The sequence below is a fragment of the Haloferax chudinovii genome, from assembly GCF_042663345.1.
In the GTDB taxonomy this organism is placed as follows: domain Archaea; phylum Halobacteriota; class Halobacteria; order Halobacteriales; family Haloferacaceae; genus Haloferax; species Haloferax chudinovii.
This window is the reverse complement of sequence record NZ_JBHTAB010000002.1, coordinates 140834-162428: the sequence shown is the minus strand read 5'-3', so window position 1 is coordinate 162428 and position 21595 is coordinate 140834. Positions and strand designations below refer to the sequence as shown.

Sequence of the window (21595 nt, the reverse complement as noted above, 5' to 3'; positions counted from 1 at the left end):
CGCCGCAGTCGGCGGTACGATGAATATCGTTCGGGTCACACGTTCGACCATGTGTGTGGTGTGTCAGCGTGTCTAAACGGGTGGCGACATCGAGCGAGAGCGTCTGTCCGTACTGCGGCGTCGGCTGTGGCATCCGCTACGACGCCGACCGCGGGAGCGCCGCGGGGTGGAACGGCCCGGTCAACAAACGAGGTGAGCTCTGTCCGAAGGGGGCCGCGGCGTGGGACGTCGTCGAGCACGACGAGCGCCTGACCACCCCGCTGGTGCGAGTGAACGGACGGCTCGTCGAGGCGACGTGGGACGAGGCGTTCGACCGCATCGAACGCGAGTTCTCGCGCGCCGTCGCCGACCACGGCCCCGACTCGGTCTTTTTCTTCGCGTCGTCGAACTGCACGAACGAGGAGAACTACCTGCTTCAGAAGGCGGCGCGGGCGCTCGGGACGAACAACATCGACAACTGCGCGCGGCTCTGTCACGCCTCGACGGTGGCGGCGATGGGCGACCGCTTCGGCGCGGGGGCGATGACGAACTCGCTTTCGGACCTCGGGGAGGCCGACGTGTTCCTCGTGACCGGCGCGAACCCCGCCGAACAGCACCCGGTCATCTTCCGGTCGTACCTGCTTCCGGCGCTGAAGTCCGGGACGACGATGATTCACGTCGACCCCCGCGAGAACCAGACGACGAAGGCGGCCGACATCCACCTCCCGGTCGAGCCGGGGTTCGATATCCCGCTTCTCAACGCCATGGCCGCCGTCATCGTCGAGGAGGGGTTGGTCGACGAGGCGTTCGTCGCCGAGCGTACCACGGGGTTCGAGGCGCTCGGCGAGTCCCTCTCCGAGCTCGACGTCGACGCGGAGGCCGAGCGCGCGGGCGTCGACCCCGCCGACCTCCGCGCCGCCGCGAGGGCCTACGGCGAGGCCGGCCGCGCGGCCACCTTCACCGGGATGGGGATGAGCCAGCACCACTGCGGCACCGACAACGTGCAGGCGCTCATCAACCTCCCACTGCTGACCGGCAACGTCGGGAAGGCGGGCACCGGCGTCAACCCGCTCCGCGGGCAGAACAACGTGCAGGGCGCGGGCGACGTGGGCGCGCTCCCGAACGTCCTGCCGGGGTATCGGCCCGTCACCGACGACGACGCCCGCGCCGCCGTTTCTGACGTGTGGGGATTCGAACCCCCCGCCCTGCCGGGGCTCACGGAGGTCGAAGCGACCCACCGCTTCGGCGACGAGGTCCGGGCGGCCTACGTCTTCGGCGAGAACCCCGCCGTGACCGAGCCGAACGCGAACCGCGTCCGCGAGGCGTTCAAATCGCTCGACTTCTGTGTCGTCCACGACGTGTTCCCGACCGAGACGGTCGAATTCGCCGACGTGGTGCTTCCGGGGAGCGTCTGGGCCGAGAAGTCGGGGACGGTGACGAACACCGACCGACAGGTCATTCGGATGAACCGGAACGTCGCGCCGCCGGGCGACGCCTGCGCCGACCTCGATATCCTCCGGGAGTTCGCCGCCCGCGTGGCCGGCCTCGACGCGCCCGCGACCCCCGAGGGCGTCTTCGACGAGCTCCGGCGGGTGACGCCCATCTACGCCGGGATGTCGTACGACGGCATCGGCACGGGGAGCCAGCGCTGGCCGTTCCCCGAGGGCGCGGTCGAGGGGACCGCAATCCTCCACGCCGAGGCGTTCGCATCGGGGTCGAAGACCGCTCCGTTCCGGGTGGTCGAACACGTCGACCCGGTCGACCCCGTTGCCGACGACGAACTCGTGCTCACGACGGGGCGCGTCCTCCAGCACTTCAACAGCGGCGCGCTCACCCGCCGCTCGGGCGTGCTGATGCGGATGCGCGGCGAGGACAGCCTGCAGATTCACCCCGACGACGCCGCCGCCCGCGGCATCGACGACGGCGCGACCGTCCGCGTCGAAAACGACCGCGGGGCGGTCACAGTCGCGGCCGAGGTGACGCCCGCCATTCGCCGCGGGACCGTCTTCGCCACGTTCCACTACGCCGACCCGCTCGTGAACCGGCTGACCGGCGACGCGCTCGACCCGGTGGCGAAGATTCCCGAGTACAAACACAGCGCCGTCCGCGTGACGGTCGAACCGGAGGCGGCGGGCGATGACTGACGAGTCGTCCGCGTCGTCTGCCTCGCCGCCGACGCTCGCCGACGCCCTCGGCATCGGACCCGACGACCTCGTCTGCGCCGTCGGCGCGGGTGGCAAGAAGTCGCTTCTCTACCGACTCGCCCGCGACCTCGACGGCGTGCTCACGAGCACCGTCCGCATCCCCGTCTTCGACGACGAGGTGGCCGAAGTCGTCGTCACCGATACCCCCGAAACCGCCGTCGCCGAGACGGTGACTCGCCCGCTCGGCGTCGTGCCGGAGCGCGAGCGTCCCGACCGCTACCGCGGCTACGACCCGGCGACGGTCGACCGAATCGCCCGCGCCACCGACGACGTGGTGCTCGTCAAGGCCGACGGCGCGCGCTCGCGCTGGCTGAAAGCGCCCGGCGAGGACGAACCGCAACTCCCCGACACGGCCGACCTCGTCTGCCCCGTCGCGAGTGTCCGGGTCGTCGGCGAGCCGCTCTCCGACGAGCGCGTTCACCGACCCGAACTCGTCTCCGACGTGTCGGGGACGGCCGTCGGCGACGCGATATCCGAGTGGGACGTGGCGACCGTCCTGTCGAACGACCGGGGCGGGCTGAAAGACGTCCCCGAGACGGCGCGGGTCGTCCCGGTCCTCAACATGGTCGACGACGACCGACTGGCCGAGACGGCCGGAGAAATCGCGCGGTGGCTCGGCGAGCATCCCCGCGTCGACCGCGTGGTAGCGACCGCCCTCGCCGCCGACGAGCCGGTCGTCGGGTTCTACTGATTTCCCGCGAGGACGACGCCCGCGAGGCGACTATCTGGCGGTCTCGCGGCCCGTCAGCTCGTCGAGTTCGAGCTCCACGAGGTGGAACTCGAGGTCGTCGACCTCCTCGTCGAACACGCGGACGCCGCCGAACAGTTCGTTGATGGTCGCCGCGTCGGGGCGCTCGTCGTCCGGGAGGACGCGAATCGGCCCGCGGGCCATGACGCTCCACGAGTCTTTGCCCTCGTCCTCGTAGCAGACGAACGTCGCCTCCTCGGTCTCCTCGATGAACGCGAGCTTCTCGCTTCCGCCGTCGTCGGTCAGGCGAAACAGGAGTCGGCCGCCGTCGGGGTCGTAGCTGACGTGCGCGGGAATCGCATACGAGCGGCCGCCGTCGGCCAGCGACAGCACGCCCGACGAGGCGCTCGACAGGCGTTCGGCGACCGTTTCGGGGTCGGTGCCGACGGTGTAGACGAATCTGATATCTCGCATACGTGACGTTCGCGGCCGCGACACATGAAACGGTGGTGCGCCGAGGGTGGGTCGCGGGCCTCGGGACGAAGCTCAGGGGAGATAGAAGTGCGACTTCGGAAACCGCCTGTGAATCTCCGGGGGCGCGTTGCGGACGATGTGCACGTCGTGGGCGTCGTCGCTCGCGACGTGCCCGCCGACGCTGACGAGCGGGACGACGACGCGACCCGCGTTCTCGCTCCCGACGAAGATGACGCTCGCGTCCGTCTCGGACGCGGCCGTCCTGAGCTCCGCGACGATGTTCCCCGGCGCGGGGTCCCGCCCGACCGTCACCGCCTGAAACGACGCCGACGGCGCGATGTCGACCGCGGTCTCGTGGAGCTCTCCGACGACCGCCTGCTGGTCGAAGGCCTCCCGCGACGGGACCCACCCCGCATCCACGGCGTAGGCGGGGTCGTCGGGGACGACGGCGACCGCGAGCACGTCGCGGTCGGTGGCCGACGCGAACTGCGCGGCTCTATCGAGCGCGGCGTTCGCCAGCCGAGAGCCGTCGTAGGCGACGAGGTACATGTCTGTCGCTCGTGTAGCGACCGTGATAAATCAGTCGTCGGCTATCGATTCGATTCGCTCGCCCGACGACGCGAGTCGGTCGAGGGCGTCCTGTGCGGCGTCGCTCACGGCGTCGGCGTCGCGGTAGGAGTCGCCGAGACCCACCTCGCGGCGGTGCCACTCACCGTCGGCGAAGGCGAAGATGTCGACCCACCAGTAGAGCGTCAGCCCGCGCGCGAACTCGGTGATTGTGACGCGCCGGTCCGAGTCGGGCGACTCGTAGACGGTCTTGGCGCTCGCCTCGTCGGTGTCCACGTCGGTCTCGACGGTCCACCCCTCCGGAACGGCGAGCGAGAAGGGGTCATCTGTCATTATCGTTCTCGACGAGGCCGAGCGACTTGATTGGTCCGTTTTCGGCGACCGTCGTGGGGAGCTGACCGACTGGCCGCCCGTGTCGCTCTCTCGGCGCTCGGGAGCCGGCGGCTCAATCGAGCGACCGCGCCGAGTTGGCGACGACGAGCAGGCTCGACGTACCCATGGCGACGGCGGCGAAAAGCGGGTTGAGCACGCCGAGGGCGGCCAGCGGGATGGCGACCGCGTTGTAGCCGAACGCCCACGCGAGGTTGCCGCGGATGCGGCGGTTCACCCCGGCGGAAAGCGAGAACACCTCGGGAATCGCGTCGATGTCGCGGCCGACGAGCACCGCGTCGGCGGCGTCGCCCGCGATGTCCGTCCCCGTGCCGAGCGCGATGCCGATGTCGGCGGCGGCGAGGGCGGGCGCGTCGTTGCTCCCGTCGCCGACCATCGCCACGGTGCCCCGGGCGCGGAGGCGCTCGACCGTCTCGGCTTTCGCCTCCGGCGGGACGCCCGCGAACACGTCTGTCACGCCCGGGTGGTCGCGGAACCGCCGCGCGGCGCGTTCGGAGTCGCCCGTGAGGACCACGACCTCGCGGCGGCCGCCGTCGGCGACGGCCGCGACCACGTCGTCCCACGCGGCCCGCGGTTCGTCGCCGACGACGAGCACCGCCCGAGAGCGTCCGGCCCACCCGACGACGACCGGCACCGCGCCCTCGTCGCGGGCGGCCTCGACGGCGGCCTCGTGGGCCGGAGAGAGCGTCACGCCCTCGTCGCGGAGGAGCGAGGGATGGCCGACGATGACGCGCCCGCGCTCGCCGTCGACTTGGCCGGAGACGCCGCGGTCGTGGATGGTCACGTCGTCGGCCGAAACGTCGGGAACCGCCGCGGTCGCGTCCGCCGCCTCGGTTCGGTCTTCGGCCGCCTCCACGACGGCGGTCGCGAGCGGGTGCGCCGAAAACCGTTCCAGCGCGGCGGCGGCGGCGAGCGCGGCGGACCCGTCGTCGCCTGCCTCACGCCCCTCGCCGCCGCCTCTGTTCTCGCCGTCGCCGACGACCCGGAGGACTGCCATATCGCCGTCGGTGAGCGTCCCGGTCTTGTCGAAGACGACCACGTCCACGTCGGGGACGGCCTCGAAGACGGCCTCGGAGGCGACGACGATACCCCGACTCGCGGCCTCCTTGATGCCCGAGGCGACCGCCAAGGGCGTGGCGAGGCCGAGCGCGCAGGGACACGAGACGATGAGGACCGTGAGTCCCACGAGGAGCGCGTCGGTCGGCGCGCCGCCGCTGACCAGCGTCCAGCCGAAGGCGACGGCGGCGAGGACGAGCACCGTCGGGACGAAGATGGTCGCCAGTTTGTCGGCGAGGCGCTGGACGCCCGAGCGGGCGCTCTGGATGTCCCAGAGCAGTTCGACCAGCCGGTCGAGCGTGCTCGTCGCGTCCTCGCCGACCGCGACGACGAGCGGGCGGTCGGTGACGACGGTCCCGCCGAGCACGTCGTCGCCGGGGCGCTTCGTCCGCGGCATCGACTCGCCGGTGACGAGCGCCTCGTCGACCGCGGCGGTCCCCTCGCGGACGGTGCCGTCGACCGGGACGCGCTCTCCCGGCCGAACCTCCACGAGGTCGCCCGGTTCGAGCGCGTCGAGCGCGACCATCTCGACGCCGCCGTCGCCGGTGCCGTCAGCGTCGTCGGCGACTCTCCGGCGGGCCTCCGAGACGCGGGAGGCCGCGAGGTCAGAAAGCATCCCGGCGGCCTTCCGCTTGATTCGGTCCTCGTAGTAGTTGCCGAGCGTGACGACGAGGATGATGGCGACGGTCACGTCGAAGTAGACGTGGGTCTCGCCGACGAGGACGGCCGCCGTCGAGTAGACGTAGGCGCTCGTCGCCGCCAGCGAGACGAGCAGGTCCATGTTCGGCTGGCCGGCGCGGAGGCTGACGAGCGCCCCCCGAAGGATGGGAAAGCCGGTGTAGAACAGGACGATGGAGGTCATCACCCAGATGTTGCCGAGGATGTAGATGCCGTCGAAGACGCCGAGTTCGACGACCGGTTGGAAGCCGACGTAAGTCGGGTACAGAAACAGGACGTACCACAGCATCACCATCATGCCGAAGACGCCGCCGCCGATGACGAACCGCGCGACCTGATTGTCGGACCGCTCGGCCGCCTCGCGTTCCTCGGGGTCGCGCGTGCCGTAGCCGTAGCGCGCGAGCGTCCCCGACAGCCCGTCTAAGTCGGCGGTCTCCGGGTCGTAGGTGACCCTGACCATATCGTTGGCGTAGCTGGCTTCCGCGGCGTAGACGCCCTCGCAGGTCCGCGCGGTCCCGGAGACGAACGCCTCGCAGGTGGCGCAGTGCATCCCGTCGACGGCCATATAGGTCCGTTCGGCGTCGTCGGGCACCTCGTCGGCCTCGCCCGCGAGTTCGCGCTCGACCGTCTCGGGGTCGGCGCTCGCGGCGTCGCCGAGCGCGCGGGTGATTTCGAGACAGCCGCGACAGCAGAACTCGCCGTCTCCCGCGTCCCCGGTGACCGGCGGCGTCGGCGTCGGGAGTCCACAGAGGTCACAGCCCTCGGCGTCGGCGTCGCTCTCGCCGCCGGCCGACCCGCGGGACCGCGTCGTCGTCGACATCGTCACAACGGTTGGTAGAAGGGCACGTGAAGGTGCGGGACCGACACGCCCAGAAGCATCAGCCCGTGGGACAGCGGGATGTAGCCGAGGACGAGGAACGCCGCGCCGAGCGCCCGGTGGAGCGTCGCCCGCCGCCGCGCCGAGACGCGACCGAGGAGCGTCCCGTAGAGGAACAGCGTCGGAATCGTCCCGAGACCGAGCAGGCCGAGTAAGGCGGCGGCCCGGAGCGGTTCGCCCGTCGAGAAGGCGTAGAGGTACGCCGGGTAGATGATGGGACACGGGAGGAGGCCGTGAATCGCGCCGAGGCCGAGGATTCGCGGGCCGCCGACGAGCCTATCGACGCGGGCGGTCGCCCACCCGCTGACGCGGCCGAACAGGCGCGTGACCGCGGTGGGGGTGAACCGGTCGATAGCGCTCGACTGGCCGACGAGATAGCCGACGCCGGTGAGGATGATGGCGGCCCCGACGAGCAGGCCGGTCGTCGCGCGGACGCCGCTCCCGACGGCGGTCACCGAGTCGAACGCGTCGAAAAACAGGCCGCCGACGAGGGCGAAGGCGGCACCGATGGCGGCGTAGCTCAGCGCCCGGCCGACGTTGAACAGGGCGTGTTGGCGGACCTGTCGGAGCGTGAGCGACCGGCTGTCGACGCCCTCGCGGTCGGCGAGGCGGTCGGCGTAGACGCTGACGAGCGGCCCGCACATCCCGAGGCAGTGCGCCCCGCCGAAGAGACCGACGATGAGGAACGCGACCGCTTCGGGGGTCGCGGCCGGCAGTCCGAGCGAGATGCCTCCGTCCATCTCACGCGGCGTGTTCGGCGTCGGTCTCCGCGTCGGCGTCGCCGTCGTGGCCGTGTCCGCCCTCGGTCGGACTCATGAGGAGGTAGATGACGGTGGAGATGAGAAGCACGTTGACGGCCGTGACGACGCCCGCGAGGGGGTTTTTCGTCACGCCGAAGATGACCGCGGGCAGGAGCGCGAGCAGTGCGACGGTTCCGGCGCGTCGAGGCGTGAGTTCCATACCGGTCCATTCGCGACCACGGTGTTTCTGATTTCGCCCATTCCCACCGCGTTGGAATGGGGTGTTGCGTTAAAGGCCCGTTATTCCTCATGACCGGGTATGGCCGTTGATTCGACAGCAGAGGGAGCCGCGTCCTCTGCCGCGCGCACTTCCACCGACGGAGGCGTGCCAGCAAACGCGGATTCCCAAAGTGATTCCGGGCAGGCAGACCCTCCCGTGGACTCTATCGTCGGGACGGCCGACGACGGCATCGTTCGCGAACTCGAACACGACGACTTCGACCCGGTCGGGACGCTCGTGCTCGTGCTCATCTACATGGCGATTCTCATCGGCATGTGGGTGTTCATGTACTTCGTCGAGTTCCTCGGACGGGGTCTCACGGTGGTGGGATAGATGGAGATACACGCCTACGAGAAACTCTGGTTGGCGCTGGCGCTCGTCCTCATCGTCGGGTTCATCGGGACGATTACCTACGGGGCCGCCGGCGCGGGCATCGACATGATAGACGACAAAGGCGGAACGGTCGACCCGGCGACGCTCGACCAGCATCCGAAGTTCGGCGACCCCGGCATCGAGCGGAGCGGAGAGAACAGCTACGACGTGTACGTGGTCGCGCGACAGTTCGTCTTCGAACCGGGCACGACCCAGCCGCTCCGCGTTCCCGCCGACAGCACGGTCACGTTCCACGTGACCGCCGCCGACGTCATCCACGGCTTCGAAATCGTCGGCACGAACGCGAACACGATGGCGATTCCCGGGCAGGTCTCGGAGTTCACCGTCGAGTTCGGCGAGCCGGGCGAGTACGGGATGCTGTGCAACGAGTACTGTGGCTCTGGCCACCACGTGATGGAAGGGCAGATTGTGGTTATGGAACAAGGAGAATTCGACAGCTGGTACGAACAGCAACAGGCGGACGGGGAGGCTGAGAACTGATGGCGACCGCATCCGGCGGCGGCGGCGAGTTCGTCGATAAGTTCCCCGACGAGGCGGCCATCGTCAAGGCGAGTTTCCTCATCGCGTTCGTCTCGCTCGGCATCGGCGCCTTCTTCGGCCTCATTCAGGCGCTCCACCGGACGAACGTCCTCCGCGTCATCGACTCGGCGGACTACTACACGGTGCTGACGGGTCACGGCGTGCTTCTCGCCATCGTCTTCACCATCTTCTTCCTCTGTGGGGTGTTCCACTGGGCGGTCGCCAGAAGCCTCGACCGCCCCGCCGAAAACGCGCTCTTTTCGTGGGCGTGGGTCGGCCTGATGACGACGGGCACGATTCTGGCCACGGTCGCCATCCTCGGTGGCTTCGTCCCGAACCTCGGCATGAGCGCGGACGTGCTGTTCACGTTCTACGCGCCGTTGCAGGCGCACCCGATATTCTATATCGGCCTCGCGATGTTCATCGTCGGCACGTGGCTCGCCGGCGCGGACTGGTTCCTCTCGTACCGCGCGTGGCGGCAGAACCACGAGGACGAGCGCATCCCGCTCCAGACGTTCATGGTCCTCACGACCATGATTATGTGGTACGTCTCCACTCTCGGCGTCGCCGTCTCGGTGGTGTTCTTCCTCATCCCGTGGTCGCTCGGCCTCATCGAGAGCGTCAACCCGCTTCTGACGCGGACGCTCTTTTGGTACTTCGGCCACCCCATCGTCTACTTCTGGCTGATGCCGGCGTACCTGCTTTGGTACACCGTGCTTCCCAAGCTCGCGGGCGGGCGGCTGTTCAGCGACCCGCTCGCACGCGTGGTGTTCGTGTTGTTCCTCCTGCTTTCGACCCCGGTCGGGATTCACCACCAGTACCTCGACCCGGGCATCGCGGAGGGCTTCAAGTTCATCGCCATGACGAACACGATGTTCCTGCTCCTCCCGTCGTTACTCACGGCCTTCACGGTCGTCGCCAGCGTCGAACACGGCGCGCGCCAGCGCGGCGGTGAGGGCTACCTCCGCTGGCTCGGCGCGCTCCCGTGGCGCGACCCCGCGTTCACCGGCATGGCGCTCGCCGGCGCGATGTTCGCCGCCGGCGGCTTCTCCGGCATGATCAACGCCGGGATGAACATCAACTACCTCATCCACAACACGCTGTGGGTGCCGGGACACTTCCACCTCACCGTCGGCACGGCCGTCGCGCTGACGATGATGGCCGGGTCGTACTGGCTCGTCCCGCAGGTCACGGGCACGAAGCTCTACAGCCGGCCCATCGGCCTCCTGCAGGTCATCATGTGGTTCATCGGCATGGTGTTCATGTCGAACGCGATGCACCGTGCCGGCCTCGCCGGCATCCCGCGGCGCACCGCCGAACCGCAGTACCAGAACTTCGACTTCCTGACGCCCATCGGGAGCATCTTCGAGCTTCGGGTGCAGATTGCCCTCGGCGGGACGCTCCTGTTCCTGTCCGTGGTGCTGTTCCTGTTCAACATCCTCCTGACCTCGCTCGGCGAGGAGTCCGACCGGCCGGTCGATTCACACCTCCCCGAGCCGCTTTCGGGGCCGGAGGGAAGCCCGCGCGTCCTCGACAACCTCGCGATGTGGACCGGTATCGCGGCGGTGCTCGTCGTGCTCGCGTACACGCTTCCGCTGGCCGGCATCATCCAGAACGGCGGCGGGCTGTTCGGCGGCGGGCTCCCCGTCCCGGCGACCGTCTCGGCCGGCTTCGACCTCGTGGCCACGACGGTCACGAGCGCGTTCAACACCCTCTGGGGGGTGGTCGCGTGAGGCTCACGAAGGCGCGGGCGCTCATCCTCATCGCGTTCAGCGTCCCCATCGCCATCGAACTCCGCACGGTCGCGGGCTTCTTCGACGTGGAGCTCCCGCTCATCGCCGTGGCGGTCGTCGAGTTCCTCTTTCTCGCCCTGCTGTTCGTGCTGTACGGGCTCTACGGCGAGGGGTCGGAGGCGGCGGCGTAACTGACAGCCGACAGCCGACGACCCGACTCGCAGTTTCGACACCTGATGTTCGCGTCATCGCCGCAGTACCGTCACGCGCCGACCCGCGTATCGACATAAAACCCCCGCGATAGCGGGGGAGACGCCCGGGCAGTTTCCCGGTCGCTGGGAAGCAGTCTCTGTTTATATTCGGTCGTCTCGCCTACGTCTAAGCGACCATGAGCAACCTCGACTTGATGAAGGCCGGCATCGGCCTCGCGGTCGTCATCGGCATCGCTCTCACGGCTATCGCGGGCTACGCGCTGTTTACGACGTTCGGCGGCGTCGGCGGCCTGACCGTCGCACCGGAACTCCTCGTGTCCGTCCTCTTCGGCGGCCTGCTCGTCGCGGCCGCCGCGAGCGTCCGCCGGGTCGCACCCAAGCCCCGCACCCGCGTCTGAGGCGTTCGATACCGACCGCACCGCGGCTCCGCTGACCTCCATGCTCCGTTTTCCGACCCGCCGAGATGGCCGTAGAGGAGATTGCGTTGCTCGCCGGTGACGCGGGCGTCGACTGCGAGACCGACATCCGCATCGGCGTCCCGTACCGAGAGATTCGACGCAGTCGCCGAGACCGACGCGGACCTCGTGGGGATGGCGACCCACGGCCGGACCGGCCTCGAACACGCGATTCTCGGGAGCACGACCGAACGAATCGTCAGGCTCGCCGAGGTCCCCGTGTTGACCGTCAGAGAGTGAGCGCAGACTCACTTGTTCGGGCCGGAGTCGGTCGACCAGACTTAGACCAGCGCTCTGAGTCCGTCGCGGAGCGCTCGCCGGCCGTAGACCGCGAGGCCGATGGCTCCAGCCGCGCCCAACAGGAGCGGAATCACGTCGAAGCCGTCGACCGCCAACCGGAGCGCGCCCCAGACGAGGAACGCCGCGGCCTGTGCGACGTAGAACGCGAGGGTTCCGTTGAAGGGGACGAAGCCGCCGGCGAGGAAGACCACACAGAGGAGCGCGATGCCGACCACGTCGGCGCTCATCGGCGGGAGCCAGCCGAAGGCGACCGCGCCAACGGCGAAGGCACAGAAGACGACGCCGACCGCCAGCCGAAACGGGGCGATTTCGGCGAACAGCGACTTGTCCGGCGGAACGACGTTCGAACCGCCGTCGGTCAGGGGTGACGGTGTCGGAGACACAGTCGTAGTTCGCGCAGAACTGTCAAAAGATTATTCTCTCGTACGGCCGCGGTCCGCTTACTCCACGGGGATGCGACTGCCGCCGCCGCGGCCGGTCCGGTCGTCGCGGTCGACGGCGGGGCGCTCGTCGAGTTCGACGACGAGCGTCAGCGGGTCGCCCTCGCGGACGATACCGACGGCGACGGGTTCGCCGGGGCGCGTCTCGGTGATGAGATAGCGCATCAGTTCCTCGTGGGTGCGGACCGGGTTTCCCTCGATGGCGACGAGCACGTCCCCGCCGACGGGGACCGAAGCGCCGCGGTAGTCGGCCGTCCCGCGACAGCCGTGGAGGAAGCCCTCGTCTCCGTCGGAACCCGCGGCGTCGACGACGAGGACGCCGTGAGGCGCGTCGAGGTCGTTCGCTTCGGCGACGGTCGGCGTCACGTCGAGGGTGCGCGCCCGGAGGTACGAGTGGCGGTAGCGGCCGTCGGCGACGAGCGCCGGGAGGATGCGGTTGGCGATGACCGGCGAGACGGCGAAGCCGATGTTGTCGCCCTGCTTGGCGCGGTTGACACCGACGACCTCGTAGGTGGGGCCGGCATCGTCGTCGCCGTCGGTGTCAGATTCCCCGGGGACGAAGCCGACGAGCGGTCCCCCCGAGTTGCCGGGGTTGATGGGGGCATCCGTCTGGACCACGTCCGGGATGGCGAAGCCGTTCGAGGTGGGAAGCGACCGATTCGCCCCGGAGACGATGCCCGCGGAGATGGAGCCGTCGAGGCCGAGCGGGTTGCCGAGCGCGGCGACCCACCGCCCCGGCGCGGGGTTGTCGGCCGCGAGCGGGAGCGCCGCGGCGTCTTCGGGCAGGTCGTCGACGGCGACGACGGCGAGGTCGGTGTAGGCGTCGGCACCGACGACCTCGCCGACGCGCCACGACCCGTCTGCGAACCGGAGTTCGACCCGGCCGGCGTCTTCGGCGTCGGCGAGCCGCGAGACGTGTTCGTTGGTGACGAGATGTCGGTCGTCGTAGACGAAGGCGCTCCCCGCTCCGCCGGGTCGGCGGCGGCCGCCGACGTAGACGGAGACGACCGAGGGGATGACGTCGCGGTACAGCGCTTCGAAATCGGGATGCGTTGGCATGGTGGTGCGACGGGGCGGCACATACCGCTCGGGGGTCGCTTACCTCGGGTTAGTGCCCAGCGGATTTGAGCATGTCGCGTGGTGACAGCGAACACGACTGTCGTCCGCGGCGGCCCGGTCGAGAGCGGCGGCCTTGGTCGGGAGCGGCGGCCGCAGGCCACGACCGAAGCGATGCCGCGAGGCCCCCAATTTAATACGATCTGTAGTAAACGACGAGACAACGATGGTCGCACTCGACGTACACGAGGACATGCAACGACTCGCCGACAGCGGCGTCGTCGCGGTGATGCGCGGCGCGGACGCGGACACCGTCATCGACGTGGCCGACGCGCTCCACGAGGGCGGCGTCACCGCCTACGAAATCACGGCCGACAACCCCGACGCGATGGACCTCATCCGCGAGGTGTCGGCGTCCTTCTCGGACCGCGAGGCCATCGTCGGAGCGGGCACCGTCCTCGACGCGCCGACCGCCAACGCGGCCATCCAGGCCGGCGCGGAGTTCGTCGTCGGGCCGAACTTCGACGAGGGCGTCGTCGAGACCTGCAACCGCTACGGAACGCTCGTCGCGCCGGGTATCATGACGCCGACCGAGGCGACCGACGCGTACTCGGCGGGCGCGGACCTCGTGAAGGTGTTCCCCGCCTCCTCGCTCGGTCCCGGCCACCTCAAGAGCATGAAGGGACCGCTCCCGCAGATTCCGATGATGCCGACCGGCGGCGTCGGCCTCGACAACGCCGCGGACTACATCGAGGCCGGCGCGCTCGTCGTCGGCGCGGGCGGCGCGCTCATGGACGACGAGGCAATCGAAAACGGCGACTTCGAGGCAATCACCGAGACGGCCCGCGAGTTCTCGAGCGTCATCGACGACGCTCGGGACGACTGAGGGAGAAGGGGAGTCCCCCGGAATCGAGGCCGAAAACTATCCGGTTCTTTTCGATGTTCTGGTGGTGTGTTGTCGGAATTGTGCACACCGTGCATTCAGCACGTCTCCCGGCGACTACCAGATTTTTCTATTCGAGATAGCCAATCAACGATTGAACTGCGTCCTCGACAAGTCCGTCGGTTAGCGTCCCCTGCCAGTAGTCGATATCTCCGCTCCCGAGCGACTGGACGCCCCAAGGGACGATGCGGCTATCGTCGGGGGTTCCACCACGAGACCAACTCGCCTCGGGTATGTCGAGGAATTCCTCGTGCCACGTCTTTGTCGTCAACGTCAACGCGATGTACTGGTCGCCATGGAACGGTTGCCCCTCGTGGTTCGAGATGACGAGCCACGGTCGCGCCGCTTCTTCCCCGTTAAACGGGTCGTCGCCGTAGACGACATCTCCGGGTTCGTACGTCGGGGCGTTCCCTTCGTCCGTCACTCGTCGTCCCTCAGACTCGGGTGGGCTTCGTCCGGGGCGTGTTCCTGCCACTCGCCTTTGTTCTCGGTTCCCAATCGCTCGTTGAAGAGTGCTGTCGCTCGCTCGTATCCGCTGTACGAGTGCAGTCGGTCCTCGTCAGTCGTGACAGCCCAGTAGGTCGCCTTGTGTTCGACGAGTTCGCGTTGCTTCAACCGCGTCAGCGCAGTGCTTACCGCACCCTCGTCGAGGTCAGTCTGTGTTGCAATCTCACGGGCCTGAAACGCCCGGTCGTCGTGAGCGACGAGGAATCCGAGGACTTGGTCCGGGACAGACAGCTCCGTGAGTTCCTCCTCGCTCGTGTTCTCGAAGGTCTCCCGGTCTATCGACATCGTCGAATGAACGTACGGTTCCCATCGATAAGAGTGTAGCTAGTGAAAGTCATGAAAATACACTCGCGATGAGTCTTCGCACGACAGCAAGCGGGGCGTGCCCCGGCGAACGCTCCGCTGGACTCGAGGGGCACGTCTGCGAGATATATCTCCTCCATCCAGCACGCAACCCATCGCAGAATCAACACTTTTCAACAGAGCAAACGCCCCGCTCGCACCGACCACCAATCCCTTCTACCGAATCGACTGCACACACCCCTCAAACCCCTCCGGAACCACGTCCGCGAGCGCCTCGGGGTCAGACTCGTCGTTGGCCGCGACGAGGTAGGCCGCGCCGTCGTCGTCGCCGTAGACGCGCTGGAAGTCGTAGACGAAGCCCCAGCAGTCGGTCGCTTCGGGTATCTCGTCGCTCTCGGTGAGGTACTCCACCTGTCGGACGACCGCGTACTCGACGAGTCGGTTGACCGCTTCGCCGCCCGGCGTGTTCGACGCGAACACGCCGAGTTCGCGGGCCTCCTCGACGAGCGGGACGAGCCGCGAGACGGCGGCTTCGACCGCCGCGGGCAGGTCCCCGACGTTCCCGTCGGTGACCGTCTCGTAGGCGGCCGTCACCGCCCCACAGCCCGTGTGGCCGAGGACGACGACGTCCGTCGACTTGAGCGCCGACACCGCGTAGCCGACGGCGTCGTTGACGACGAGTCGCCCGTCGACCTCGGTCCACACCTGATTGCCGACGTTGACCGACGTGAACAGCTCGCCGGCCCCGTCGGCGCTCCAGACCGCGTCGGCGGGGACCCGGGAGTCCGAACAGCTCACCGAGACGACCGCGGGCGACTGCGCCTCGCGCACGCCCTCGAAGTGGTCGGCGGCGAGGCTCTCGACGTGTCGCGCGTTTCCGGCCAAGAGCGATTCCAGTCCTGTTCGCGTCATTGGATTACGTTGCACCCGCGCGTCGATATAGCTCCCCGCTCGTCGCGGTGTTCACCGCCGTCGGTCGGCTCCGGCTAGCGGCTGTCATCATCCGATTCGTCGTCTCCGGACTCGGCCGACGCGCCCCAGATGAAGGGGTCGTCGGCCTCCTGTTCGACTTCCGTCTCCTCGCCCTCGCCTTCGGTTTCGGTTTCGACCTCTCCTTCGGCCTCACCTTCGCCTTCGGTTTCGGTTTCGACCTCTCCTTCGGCCTCACCTTCGCCTTCGGTTTCGGTTTCGACCTCTCCTTCGGCCTCACCTTCGGTTTCGGTTTCGGTTTCGACCTCTCCTTCGGCCTCACCTTCGCCTTCGGTTTCCGTGGTCGTCGGCTCGGCCTCCTCGACGAACTCGGGCGTCTCGCTCACGTCGGCCCCGGTGTCAGAGTCCGAGTCCGAATCCGGCTCGTCGGCATCGCGGTCCGGCTCCGCGGCGCGGATGCCGAGGGCGGCCTGTCGGGACCGCTGTCGCGCCTCGCGTCGCGCGGAAAGCGCCTCGCGGAGGCGGTCGTTCAGCGTCTCCCGAAGCTCCGCCGCGTCGGCGACTTCGATGTCGACGGCGGTCGCGTCGCCGCCGACGAGGGAGATGCTCCCCGCGGTGTCGGCCGTGACCGTCGAGACGCGCCAGCGGCGCTGGAAAATCGTCCGGCGCTCGATGGCCGTCTGCACCCGGTAGTAGGGGACGAACCGCGTCTCGCGCTTCCAGAACCCGTTTCGGGTGACGAAGTGGTCGTCGGTGAGCGCGTAGCCGCGGTGCCGCCACTGGAGCGCGCCGGCGACGACGGCCACCGGGACGAGCGCCAGCGGGACGAACCACGGAATCTCCTGCGGGAGGAACCGGTTCGCGCCGTAGAGCGCGAGCGTCGCCGCCCCGAGGACCAGCGAGTACCGGACGGCGTAGCGCCGGCGGATGCGCGTCGGCGGCCCCTCGAACGTCGGCATCTCGACGCCTTCGAGGTCGGCGACGAGGCCGAGCACGCGGTCGCGGGTTGCCAGCGGGATAGCGGCCTCGGAGCCGCGGCCGCCGCCGCCCGACCCGTTTGTCCCGTCCGAACCGGGCGCGTAGCCCGCCGTCTCCACGAGGAGCGTCGCGTAGCCGAACCGGCGCTTCAGGGGGTTGTCCTCGACGGTGAGCGTCTGGAGCTTGTCGAGCGGAATCGACCCGTTGTAGCGCTGGAGGAGGCCGCGTTCGTACTGGAGTTCGTCGCCGACGCGGGTCAGCCGGAAGCCGTAGTAGTTCACCACCGCGGAGGCGAATCCGGCGGCCCACGAGACGAGCGCGACGAGGAGGACCAGCGCGACGATGCCGACGCCCGCGGCCGCGGCGCTCCCGGCGGGGAGTGGCACGTCCACGTACGACGCGACGACGGGAAAGACGGTGGAGCCGAACACGAAGACGAGTCCGGGGAGTCGGAGGTCGAACGACAGCGCGCCGACGATGGCGAGTTCCCGCGGTGTCAGTTCGAACAGCAGTTCCTGTTCGGGGTCGGATGCGTCGCCGTCTGTGTCGCCGCGTTTCAGGCGGGCGACCTCCGACTGGATGCGGCGGGCCTCCTCGTAGCTGACGAAGCGGAGACTGCCCTCGGTCTCGCCGCCGCCCGCGGTTTCGAGGTTCACGGCGGCGATGCCGACCAGCCGCTGGGCGACGTTGCGAGAGATGTCGACGTTCTGGATGCGCCGGTAGGGAATCTCGCGGTTGCGCCGGGAGAACACGCCCGACCGGATATCCAGCGTGTCCGGCGTGAGTTCGTACTCGAACCGGCGGAAGTAGGCGAGCTCGTAGCCGGCGATGCCGAGCACCGCGACGCCGACGAGCGCGACGCCGCCGAGGCCGCCGAGGACGCCGCCGAAGGCGGTCCCGCCGGTGAACGCGAAGAACGCGAGCGCGAACACGATGCTGGCGCTCCGCTGGACCGCCCGGTAGGGCACCGAGAGCGGCGACAGCCGGGTCATACCGCGTCGTCGCCCTCGGACGCGATTGCGAGGCGCTTCAGTCGGTCTTGGAGGTCCTCTGCACCTTCAGGGGTCAGTCCCGGGACCGACACGTCCGCGCCGCGGGAGCCGGCGGTGTAGACGACGGTCGACGCGAGGCCGACGAGCCGTTCGAGCGGACCGCGGGTCGAGTCGACGTGCTGGACCCGGACGAACGGGACCACGGTAGTGACCTTCGTGAGGACGCCGCGCTGGAGGTACAGCGAGTCGTCGCGGACCTCGTAGCCCCACGCCCGATACCGGAGGAGCGCGAAGGCGACGCCGACGACGAGGAAGACGACGCCGACCGCGACGGGGACGAACGCGGGTATCGAGACGGGCGCGAACAGCGTCACCGCGGTCGCCACGCCGCCGGCGACGAGCGCGAACACGACCGCTCGGGCGACCCAGAGAAGACGGATACGGGGGTGGAGGCGATTCACGGGAATCCCTCCGAGCGCGTGAACATCGTATACTCCGGCGTCTCCTCGAACGGGTAAATAACTGTGGCCGGGCCGAATCGGCTTACGGTGTCGCGGCGAGTCGGCGCTCGACCCGGCGGGTCGCGGTGTCGAGCGTCGCGCCGACCTCCGCGAGCGTCGCGAGCACCGGGTACTGGACCGACAGGTCGGCGTAGAAGAACTCCGTCACGTCCGGCACCAGCGCGGAGAGCGCCCGCCGGTGGTGTGAAATCGTCTCCTGTCGCGCCGCGACGAGTTCTTCGAGGCGCTCGCGGAGCGACGAAAGCTCTTCGTAGAGCGCCAACAGCGCGTCGAAGTCGCGTTCGGACAGCGGCGTTCGGTCGAGGTCGCCGAGTCGCCCGAGGAGGGCTTCGGTCTCGTCGCGCATCGACGCCACCGACTCGGCCTCCTCGTCGACGACTTCGATGAACTTCTCGCGCTCGTCCAGCGACGACGCGGCCGCCGCCGCGACCGTGCGCCGGAGCGGCGGCGAGAGGACGCTCGCCGACCGGAACGCGGTCGCCACGTCCGGGCCGAACTCGGCGGTGAGGCTCTCTTCGAAGGAGTCGCCGTACTCCTCGTCGTAGTGCGGGACCGACATCACGGTCCGCTCGTAGCTCCGGCGCAGTCCGGAGAGCGCGGCGTCGGTTCCGCCCCGCTGGCCCCGCTGGCCAACGAGCGTCGCGGTGGCGGGCGTCCGGTTCGGAGCCGACGCCGTCGCCTGCGACGCGGCGACCTCGCGGCGGAACGCCCGGAACGCCTCGCGTTCGTCCACACAGCGGCGACGCTCGGCGCGGAGTGCCTCGCGGGCGTCGGCGAGGCGGTCGAGACTCACCGCCATCGAACCGCCCCCGGAACGTCCGAGCCGACGACCCGCCTCGGCGGCGTCCGCTCGTCGACCAGCGGGAGCGCCGACAGATGCCCGCGGTCGGCGTGCGCGGCGATGCCCTGCCCGTGGGCGGCCCCGCTGGCGGCGAGGGTGTACGCCTCGGCCATCCCCTTCGGTCCCGCGAGCGGGACGAGTCGAACCGTCGTCCCGCGGCGGTCGACGTCGACGAGGATGAACGACTGCGGGAACGAGCAGGTCGCCGGGGCGATGAGTTCGCGGACGCCGGCTCGCACCGCCGTCGCGGGCCAGTGGATGTGCCCGGAGAGCACGAGCGGCACGTCGTGACGCGCGAGCACCGCGGCCAGCTCGTCGGCGTTGCGGAGCTGGTAGAAGTCGGCGTCGGGGAACTGCCCGGTGTGGCGGCGGGGGTGGAAGACGTTGTGGTGGAGGACGACGACCGGGGTCGCCGCGTCAGCGAGGACGGCGTCGAGCCAGCGGAGTTGGGAGCCGGGAACGGCCCCCTCGTGGGTGTTCGTGAGGGGGAGGTCAGGGCCGCCGCTGGCGGAGTCGAGCCCGATGATATCGACGCCGCCGACCCGGCGGACGAACGGGAGGGCGTCGTCGGCGTAGCGCGCCGCGAACTCGGCCGGCGTCGGGGCGTCGTAGTCGTCCCAGCGCTTCGGCACGTCGTGGTTGCCGGGAACCGCGACCCGCGGTCCCGGCAGGTCGCGGAGGAGTTCGTCGACCACGTCGTACTCCTCGGGGCGGCCGTCGCGGGTCAGGTCGCCGAGGAGGACCGTCGCGTCGACGTCGAGGTCGGCGATGGTCGAGACGGCGGTCCGAAGCCGCGTCTCGCTCCGGTGGTAGGCTTTCCACGTGCCGGAGCCCGTCGGCGTGACGTGCGGGTCGGCGACGACCGCGAGCCGGGTCGGCGTCTCCGAGACCGGCCGGCCGAGGCGCGCGAGCACCGGACCGGGACCGCGCTCGGCCGCGTTCCCGACCGGCGACGTTCCGAGGGTCGGCGGGGCGTCCGGACTCATCGGTCGATGGTCCGTGTGAACGTCCCCAGCGCGGTCTCCCGGTGGACGCGTATCCGCCCGGTGTCGGGACACAGCTCGATTCGAAGCGGCGACTCGGTGGCGCGCGTCTCGTCCCCGTGCATACACGTGGACTCACCAGGACCGAGCTGATAAACATATCGTACAGAATATATATTTTTGAATATAGGTATGGATACTCTACGGAGCCCTCGGGAGTCGGTGCCGGCGTCAGTTGAGGAGCAGGCCGGCGTCGACGAGGAGCAAGACGGCGACGAGCGCGGCACCGAGGTAGAACGGCGCGGCCTTCTCGGCCGGCGTGCGGACTTTCTTTTCGGCGAGGCCGTCTTTCGCTCGCCCCCGGCCGATTTCCACGAGACCGGTCAGGACGAACCAGAGCGCGAGCATTCCGAGGACGAGGTGGCCGCGGCCGGAGCCAAGCAGGCTATCGGCGGTGTAGCGCGTGCCGGCGAGGTGGCCGCCGGTCGCGAACATCACGAGCGAGGCCCCGCGGGACCACATCGTCAGCCGAGAGACGACCGATTCGAACGCGGCGGCGCGGATGTTCCCGGCGCGGGCGGTCGGTAACACGGCGAGCGCGAAAAAGAGGACGCTCCCCGTCCAGAGACCGCCGACGACGAGGTGAAGCGTTGCCATCACGGTGTCGATGAGTGCCATGTCCGTCGGGTTAGTTCAGCGATGCTTGAAGGTTTCACCTTCGCCCGGGCGAGGGAGGCGGCCCGGCCGCACGCGAACGCGACGCGTGAGCGATGTCTCCCGGGGCGAACGACGTCAGCGAAGCGTCGCGGGCGGCTTCGCCGTCACGTCGAGGGCGGCCGCGTAGTGGAGAACCGGGTCGCCGCCGGGGTGGTCGAAGCCGCAGGCCTCGAACATCGTGTTCGCGCGAATCTCCGCCTCGACGTCCTGTATCGGCCACGGGTCGTGGTCGATGTCGCCGATGACGACGGGCCAGTCGTCCGTGTAGAAGCGGTAGTTCTCGACGAGGAACGCGTCGAGCGAGCCGGGTTCGGCGGTTCGGACCTCGCCGGTCGGCCGGTAGGTCGCCTCGAACCGCGCGTCCGGCGTCTCGGCCGTCGCGGGCCGGTAGCTCTCGTAGTCGACCGCGCCGTCTCGCTCCTCGACCGAGATGTTCGCGTAGTGGTACGGGAGCCGGTAGCCCAGTCGGGCCATCGTCACGCCGAGGCGGTCCGCGGCGTCGAGCGTGAAGAAGTAGACGCCGCGGGGGCCGCCGTCGGCGGGTTCGACGTAGGTCCGGAGGTTCACCTCGGGGAACCCCAATCCGACGGGCGACCCGCGCGGGCGGATATCCGTCATGTCGAACGAGACGACGCCGAGCCACGCCCGCCCGTCGCGGGTCGCCACCGTGAGTTGGTCGGGGAGTCGCGGCTCCACGAGTTCGGGGTCGACCGGCCAGTGGGCGAACAGGGTGTGCCGCCAGCGCATCGACAACAGGTCCATAGCGACCGTTAGGACCGCCGACGGGTGTGGGTTTCGGCGGTCGCCGGGACTGTGCCCTGTGGTCGATTTCCCCCAAC

General features: G+C 69.3%; 26 protein-coding genes and 1 pseudogene. 9 read left to right on the top strand and 18 right to left on the bottom strand.

Annotated elements, in window-relative coordinates; all coding sequences use genetic code 11:
- Positions 1-80 precede the first annotated feature (80 nt).
- Together fdhF and yqeC are read left to right on the top strand one after the other, a co-directional pair.
- Complete coding sequence (fdhF, locus tag ACFQI8_RS05035) at positions 81-2123, top strand: formate dehydrogenase subunit alpha (protein WP_390243174.1); 2043 nt, start codon at positions 81-83, stop codon at positions 2121-2123.
- Positions 2116-2874: a selenium cofactor biosynthesis protein YqeC gene (gene yqeC, locus ACFQI8_RS05030; RefSeq protein WP_390243173.1), complete on the top strand. Its 759-nt coding sequence runs from the start codon at positions 2116-2118 to the stop codon at positions 2872-2874. The genes fdhF and yqeC overlap by 8 nt, the downstream gene beginning before the upstream one ends.
- A gap of 30 nt (positions 2875-2904) precedes the next feature.
- Here the strand turns inward: yqeC and ACFQI8_RS05025 are convergent, their stop codons facing one another.
- The 6 genes from ACFQI8_RS05025 to ACFQI8_RS05000 all read right to left on the bottom strand — a co-directional run bounded on the left by ACFQI8_RS05025 (position 2905) and on the right by ACFQI8_RS05000 (position 7873).
- Positions 2905-3345, bottom strand: a complete 441-nt coding sequence (locus tag ACFQI8_RS05025; protein ID WP_390243172.1) for a pyridoxamine 5'-phosphate oxidase family protein — start codon at positions 3343-3345, stop codon at positions 2905-2907.
- A gap of 72 nt (positions 3346-3417) precedes the next feature.
- Positions 3418-3894 carry a universal stress protein gene (locus tag ACFQI8_RS05020; RefSeq protein WP_390243171.1) on the bottom strand — a complete coding sequence of 159 codons (477 nt, stop codon included), beginning with the start codon at positions 3892-3894 and terminating at the stop codon, positions 3418-3420.
- Between the two features lie 30 nt (positions 3895-3924).
- Positions 3925-4245: a hypothetical protein gene (locus ACFQI8_RS05015; RefSeq protein WP_390243170.1), complete on the bottom strand. Its 321-nt coding sequence runs from the start codon at positions 4243-4245 to the stop codon at positions 3925-3927.
- Between the two features lie 112 nt (positions 4246-4357).
- Positions 4358-6856 carry a heavy metal translocating P-type ATPase gene (locus tag ACFQI8_RS05010; protein WP_390243169.1) on the bottom strand — a complete coding sequence of 833 codons (2499 nt, stop codon included), beginning with the start codon at positions 6854-6856 and terminating at the stop codon, positions 4358-4360.
- Between the two features lie 2 nt (positions 6857-6858).
- A complete protein-coding gene (locus ACFQI8_RS05005) occupies positions 6859-7653 on the bottom strand; it encodes a sulfite exporter TauE/SafE family protein (protein WP_390243168.1) in 795 nt (264 codons plus the stop codon).
- 1 nt (position 7654) lies between these two features.
- Positions 7655-7873: a hypothetical protein gene (locus ACFQI8_RS05000; RefSeq protein WP_390243167.1), complete on the bottom strand. Its 219-nt coding sequence runs from the start codon at positions 7871-7873 to the stop codon at positions 7655-7657.
- Positions 7874-8038: 165 nt separating this feature from the next.
- Here ACFQI8_RS05000 and ACFQI8_RS04995 point away from each other — a divergent pair, with 165 nt between their 5' ends.
- From ACFQI8_RS04995 to ACFQI8_RS04970, 6 genes and pseudogenes are all read left to right on the top strand, one after another.
- Positions 8039-8266, top strand: a complete 228-nt coding sequence (locus ACFQI8_RS04995; RefSeq protein ID WP_390243166.1) for a hypothetical protein — start codon at positions 8039-8041, stop codon at positions 8264-8266.
- Positions 8267-8806 (top strand): cytochrome c oxidase subunit II, encoded by a 540-nt coding sequence (locus tag ACFQI8_RS04990; RefSeq protein ID WP_390243165.1) that lies wholly within the window; start codon positions 8267-8269, stop codon positions 8804-8806. It abuts the gene before it with no gap.
- Positions 8806-10578, top strand: a complete 1773-nt coding sequence (locus ACFQI8_RS04985; protein ID WP_390243164.1) for a b(o/a)3-type cytochrome-c oxidase subunit 1 — start codon at positions 8806-8808, stop codon at positions 10576-10578. Before ACFQI8_RS04990 ends, ACFQI8_RS04985 begins: the two co-directional genes overlap by 1 nt.
- On the top strand, positions 10575-10769 hold the full coding sequence (locus ACFQI8_RS04980) for a CbaC protein (protein ID WP_390243163.1): 195 nt from the start codon (positions 10575-10577) through the stop codon (positions 10767-10769). The genes ACFQI8_RS04985 and ACFQI8_RS04980 overlap by 4 nt, the downstream gene beginning before the upstream one ends.
- 197 nt (positions 10770-10966) lie before the next feature.
- Positions 10967-11188, top strand: a complete 222-nt coding sequence (locus ACFQI8_RS04975; RefSeq protein ID WP_390243162.1) for a hypothetical protein — start codon at positions 10967-10969, stop codon at positions 11186-11188.
- A 59-nt stretch (positions 11189-11247) separates the two neighbouring features.
- Positions 11248-11485 (top strand): annotated as a pseudogene (locus tag ACFQI8_RS04970) (universal stress protein); the annotation flags it as partial.
- A 41-nt stretch (positions 11486-11526) separates the two neighbouring features.
- On the opposite strand, the gene ACFQI8_RS04965 reads toward ACFQI8_RS04970, so the two are convergent.
- Positions 11527-11928 (bottom strand): hypothetical protein, encoded by a 402-nt coding sequence (locus ACFQI8_RS04965; protein ID WP_390243161.1) that lies wholly within the window; start codon positions 11926-11928, stop codon positions 11527-11529.
- A 57-nt stretch (positions 11929-11985) separates the two neighbouring features.
- Positions 11986-13044 (bottom strand): S1C family serine protease, encoded by a 1059-nt coding sequence (locus tag ACFQI8_RS04960; RefSeq protein WP_390243160.1) that lies wholly within the window; start codon positions 13042-13044, stop codon positions 11986-11988.
- Between the two features lie 223 nt (positions 13045-13267).
- Here ACFQI8_RS04960 and ACFQI8_RS04955 point away from each other — a divergent pair, with 223 nt between their 5' ends.
- Positions 13268-13927 (top strand): bifunctional 4-hydroxy-2-oxoglutarate aldolase/2-dehydro-3-deoxy-phosphogluconate aldolase, encoded by a 660-nt coding sequence (locus ACFQI8_RS04955; protein ID WP_390243159.1) that lies wholly within the window; start codon positions 13268-13270, stop codon positions 13925-13927.
- Positions 13928-14054: 127 nt separating this feature from the next.
- Here the strand turns inward: ACFQI8_RS04955 and ACFQI8_RS04950 are convergent, their stop codons facing one another.
- From ACFQI8_RS04950 to ACFQI8_RS04905, 10 genes are all read right to left on the bottom strand, one after another.
- On the bottom strand, positions 14055-14408 hold the full coding sequence (locus tag ACFQI8_RS04950; protein WP_390243158.1) for a type II toxin-antitoxin system PemK/MazF family toxin: 354 nt from the start codon (positions 14406-14408) through the stop codon (positions 14055-14057).
- On the bottom strand, positions 14405-14776 hold the full coding sequence (locus tag ACFQI8_RS04945; RefSeq protein ID WP_390243157.1) for a MarR family transcriptional regulator: 372 nt from the start codon (positions 14774-14776) through the stop codon (positions 14405-14407). The genes ACFQI8_RS04950 and ACFQI8_RS04945 overlap by 4 nt, the downstream gene beginning before the upstream one ends.
- A gap of 234 nt (positions 14777-15010) precedes the next feature.
- Entirely contained in the window at positions 15011-15706 is a 696-nt protein-coding gene (locus ACFQI8_RS04940) for a carbonic anhydrase (protein WP_390243156.1), read from the bottom strand.
- A 74-nt stretch (positions 15707-15780) separates the two neighbouring features.
- Complete coding sequence (locus ACFQI8_RS04935) at positions 15781-17694, bottom strand: PH domain-containing protein (RefSeq protein ID WP_390243155.1); 1914 nt, start codon at positions 17692-17694, stop codon at positions 15781-15783.
- A complete protein-coding gene (locus tag ACFQI8_RS04930) occupies positions 17691-18155 on the bottom strand; it encodes a PH domain-containing protein (protein ID WP_390243154.1) in 465 nt (154 codons plus the stop codon). Before ACFQI8_RS04930 ends, ACFQI8_RS04935 begins: the two co-directional genes overlap by 4 nt.
- A gap of 82 nt (positions 18156-18237) precedes the next feature.
- Positions 18238-19014, bottom strand: coding sequence for a DUF7260 family protein (locus ACFQI8_RS04925; protein WP_390243153.1), 777 nt, complete (start codon positions 19012-19014; stop codon positions 18238-18240).
- Positions 19005-20042 carry a metallophosphoesterase family protein gene (locus ACFQI8_RS04920; protein WP_390243152.1) on the bottom strand — a complete coding sequence of 346 codons (1038 nt, stop codon included), beginning with the start codon at positions 20040-20042 and terminating at the stop codon, positions 19005-19007. Before ACFQI8_RS04920 ends, ACFQI8_RS04925 begins: the two co-directional genes overlap by 10 nt.
- Positions 20039-20164, bottom strand: coding sequence for a hypothetical protein (locus ACFQI8_RS04915; protein WP_004043988.1), 126 nt, complete (start codon positions 20162-20164; stop codon positions 20039-20041). Before ACFQI8_RS04915 ends, ACFQI8_RS04920 begins: the two co-directional genes overlap by 4 nt.
- A 106-nt stretch (positions 20165-20270) precedes the next feature.
- Positions 20271-20717: a transporter gene (locus tag ACFQI8_RS04910; RefSeq protein ID WP_390243151.1), complete on the bottom strand. Its 447-nt coding sequence runs from the start codon at positions 20715-20717 to the stop codon at positions 20271-20273.
- Positions 20718-20831: 114 nt separating this feature from the next.
- Complete coding sequence (locus ACFQI8_RS04905) at positions 20832-21518, bottom strand: YqjF family protein (protein WP_390243150.1); 687 nt, start codon at positions 21516-21518, stop codon at positions 20832-20834.
- Positions 21519-21595 lie beyond the last annotated feature (77 nt).

Excerpts from the sequence above, each read along its gene's own strand:
- yqeC (WP_390243173.1), top strand. The coding sequence starts at position 2,116 with ATGACTGACGAGTCGTCCGCGTCGTCTGCCTCGCCGCCGACGCTCGCC.
- ACFQI8_RS05025 (WP_390243172.1), bottom strand. The coding sequence starts at position 3,345 with ATGCGAGATATCAGATTCGTCTACACCGTCGGCACCGACCCCGAAACG.
- ACFQI8_RS05020 (WP_390243171.1), bottom strand. The coding sequence starts at position 3,894 with ATGTACCTCGTCGCCTACGACGGCTCTCGGCTGGCGAACGCCGCGCTC.
- ACFQI8_RS05015 (WP_390243170.1), bottom strand. The coding sequence starts at position 4,245 with ATGACAGATGACCCCTTCTCGCTCGCCGTTCCGGAGGGGTGGACCGTC.
- ACFQI8_RS05010 (WP_390243169.1), bottom strand. The coding sequence starts at position 6,856 with ATGTCGACGACGACGCGGTCCCGCGGGTCGGCCGGCGGCGAGAGCGAC.
- ACFQI8_RS05005 (WP_390243168.1), bottom strand. The coding sequence starts at position 7,653 with ATGGACGGAGGCATCTCGCTCGGACTGCCGGCCGCGACCCCCGAAGCG.
- ACFQI8_RS05000 (WP_390243167.1), bottom strand. The coding sequence starts at position 7,873 with ATGGAACTCACGCCTCGACGCGCCGGAACCGTCGCACTGCTCGCGCTC.
- ACFQI8_RS04990 (WP_390243165.1), top strand. The coding sequence starts at position 8,267 with ATGGAGATACACGCCTACGAGAAACTCTGGTTGGCGCTGGCGCTCGTC.
- ACFQI8_RS04985 (WP_390243164.1), top strand. The coding sequence starts at position 8,806 with ATGGCGACCGCATCCGGCGGCGGCGGCGAGTTCGTCGATAAGTTCCCC.
- ACFQI8_RS04975 (WP_390243162.1), top strand. The coding sequence starts at position 10,967 with ATGAGCAACCTCGACTTGATGAAGGCCGGCATCGGCCTCGCGGTCGTC.
- ACFQI8_RS04960 (WP_390243160.1), bottom strand. The coding sequence starts at position 13,044 with ATGCCAACGCATCCCGATTTCGAAGCGCTGTACCGCGACGTCATCCCC.
- ACFQI8_RS04955 (WP_390243159.1), top strand. The coding sequence starts at position 13,268 with ATGGTCGCACTCGACGTACACGAGGACATGCAACGACTCGCCGACAGC.
- ACFQI8_RS04945 (WP_390243157.1), bottom strand. The coding sequence starts at position 14,776 with ATGTCGATAGACCGGGAGACCTTCGAGAACACGAGCGAGGAGGAACTC.
- ACFQI8_RS04940 (WP_390243156.1), bottom strand. The coding sequence starts at position 15,706 with ATGACGCGAACAGGACTGGAATCGCTCTTGGCCGGAAACGCGCGACAC.
- ACFQI8_RS04935 (WP_390243155.1), bottom strand. The coding sequence starts at position 17,694 with ATGACCCGGCTGTCGCCGCTCTCGGTGCCCTACCGGGCGGTCCAGCGG.
- ACFQI8_RS04925 (WP_390243153.1), bottom strand. The coding sequence starts at position 19,014 with ATGGCGGTGAGTCTCGACCGCCTCGCCGACGCCCGCGAGGCACTCCGC.
- ACFQI8_RS04920 (WP_390243152.1), bottom strand. The coding sequence starts at position 20,042 with ATGAGTCCGGACGCCCCGCCGACCCTCGGAACGTCGCCGGTCGGGAAC.
- ACFQI8_RS04915 (WP_004043988.1), bottom strand. The coding sequence starts at position 20,164 with ATGCACGGGGACGAGACGCGCGCCACCGAGTCGCCGCTTCGAATCGAG.
- ACFQI8_RS04910 (WP_390243151.1), bottom strand. The coding sequence starts at position 20,717 with ATGGCACTCATCGACACCGTGATGGCAACGCTTCACCTCGTCGTCGGC.
- ACFQI8_RS04905 (WP_390243150.1), bottom strand. The coding sequence starts at position 21,518 with ATGGACCTGTTGTCGATGCGCTGGCGGCACACCCTGTTCGCCCACTGG.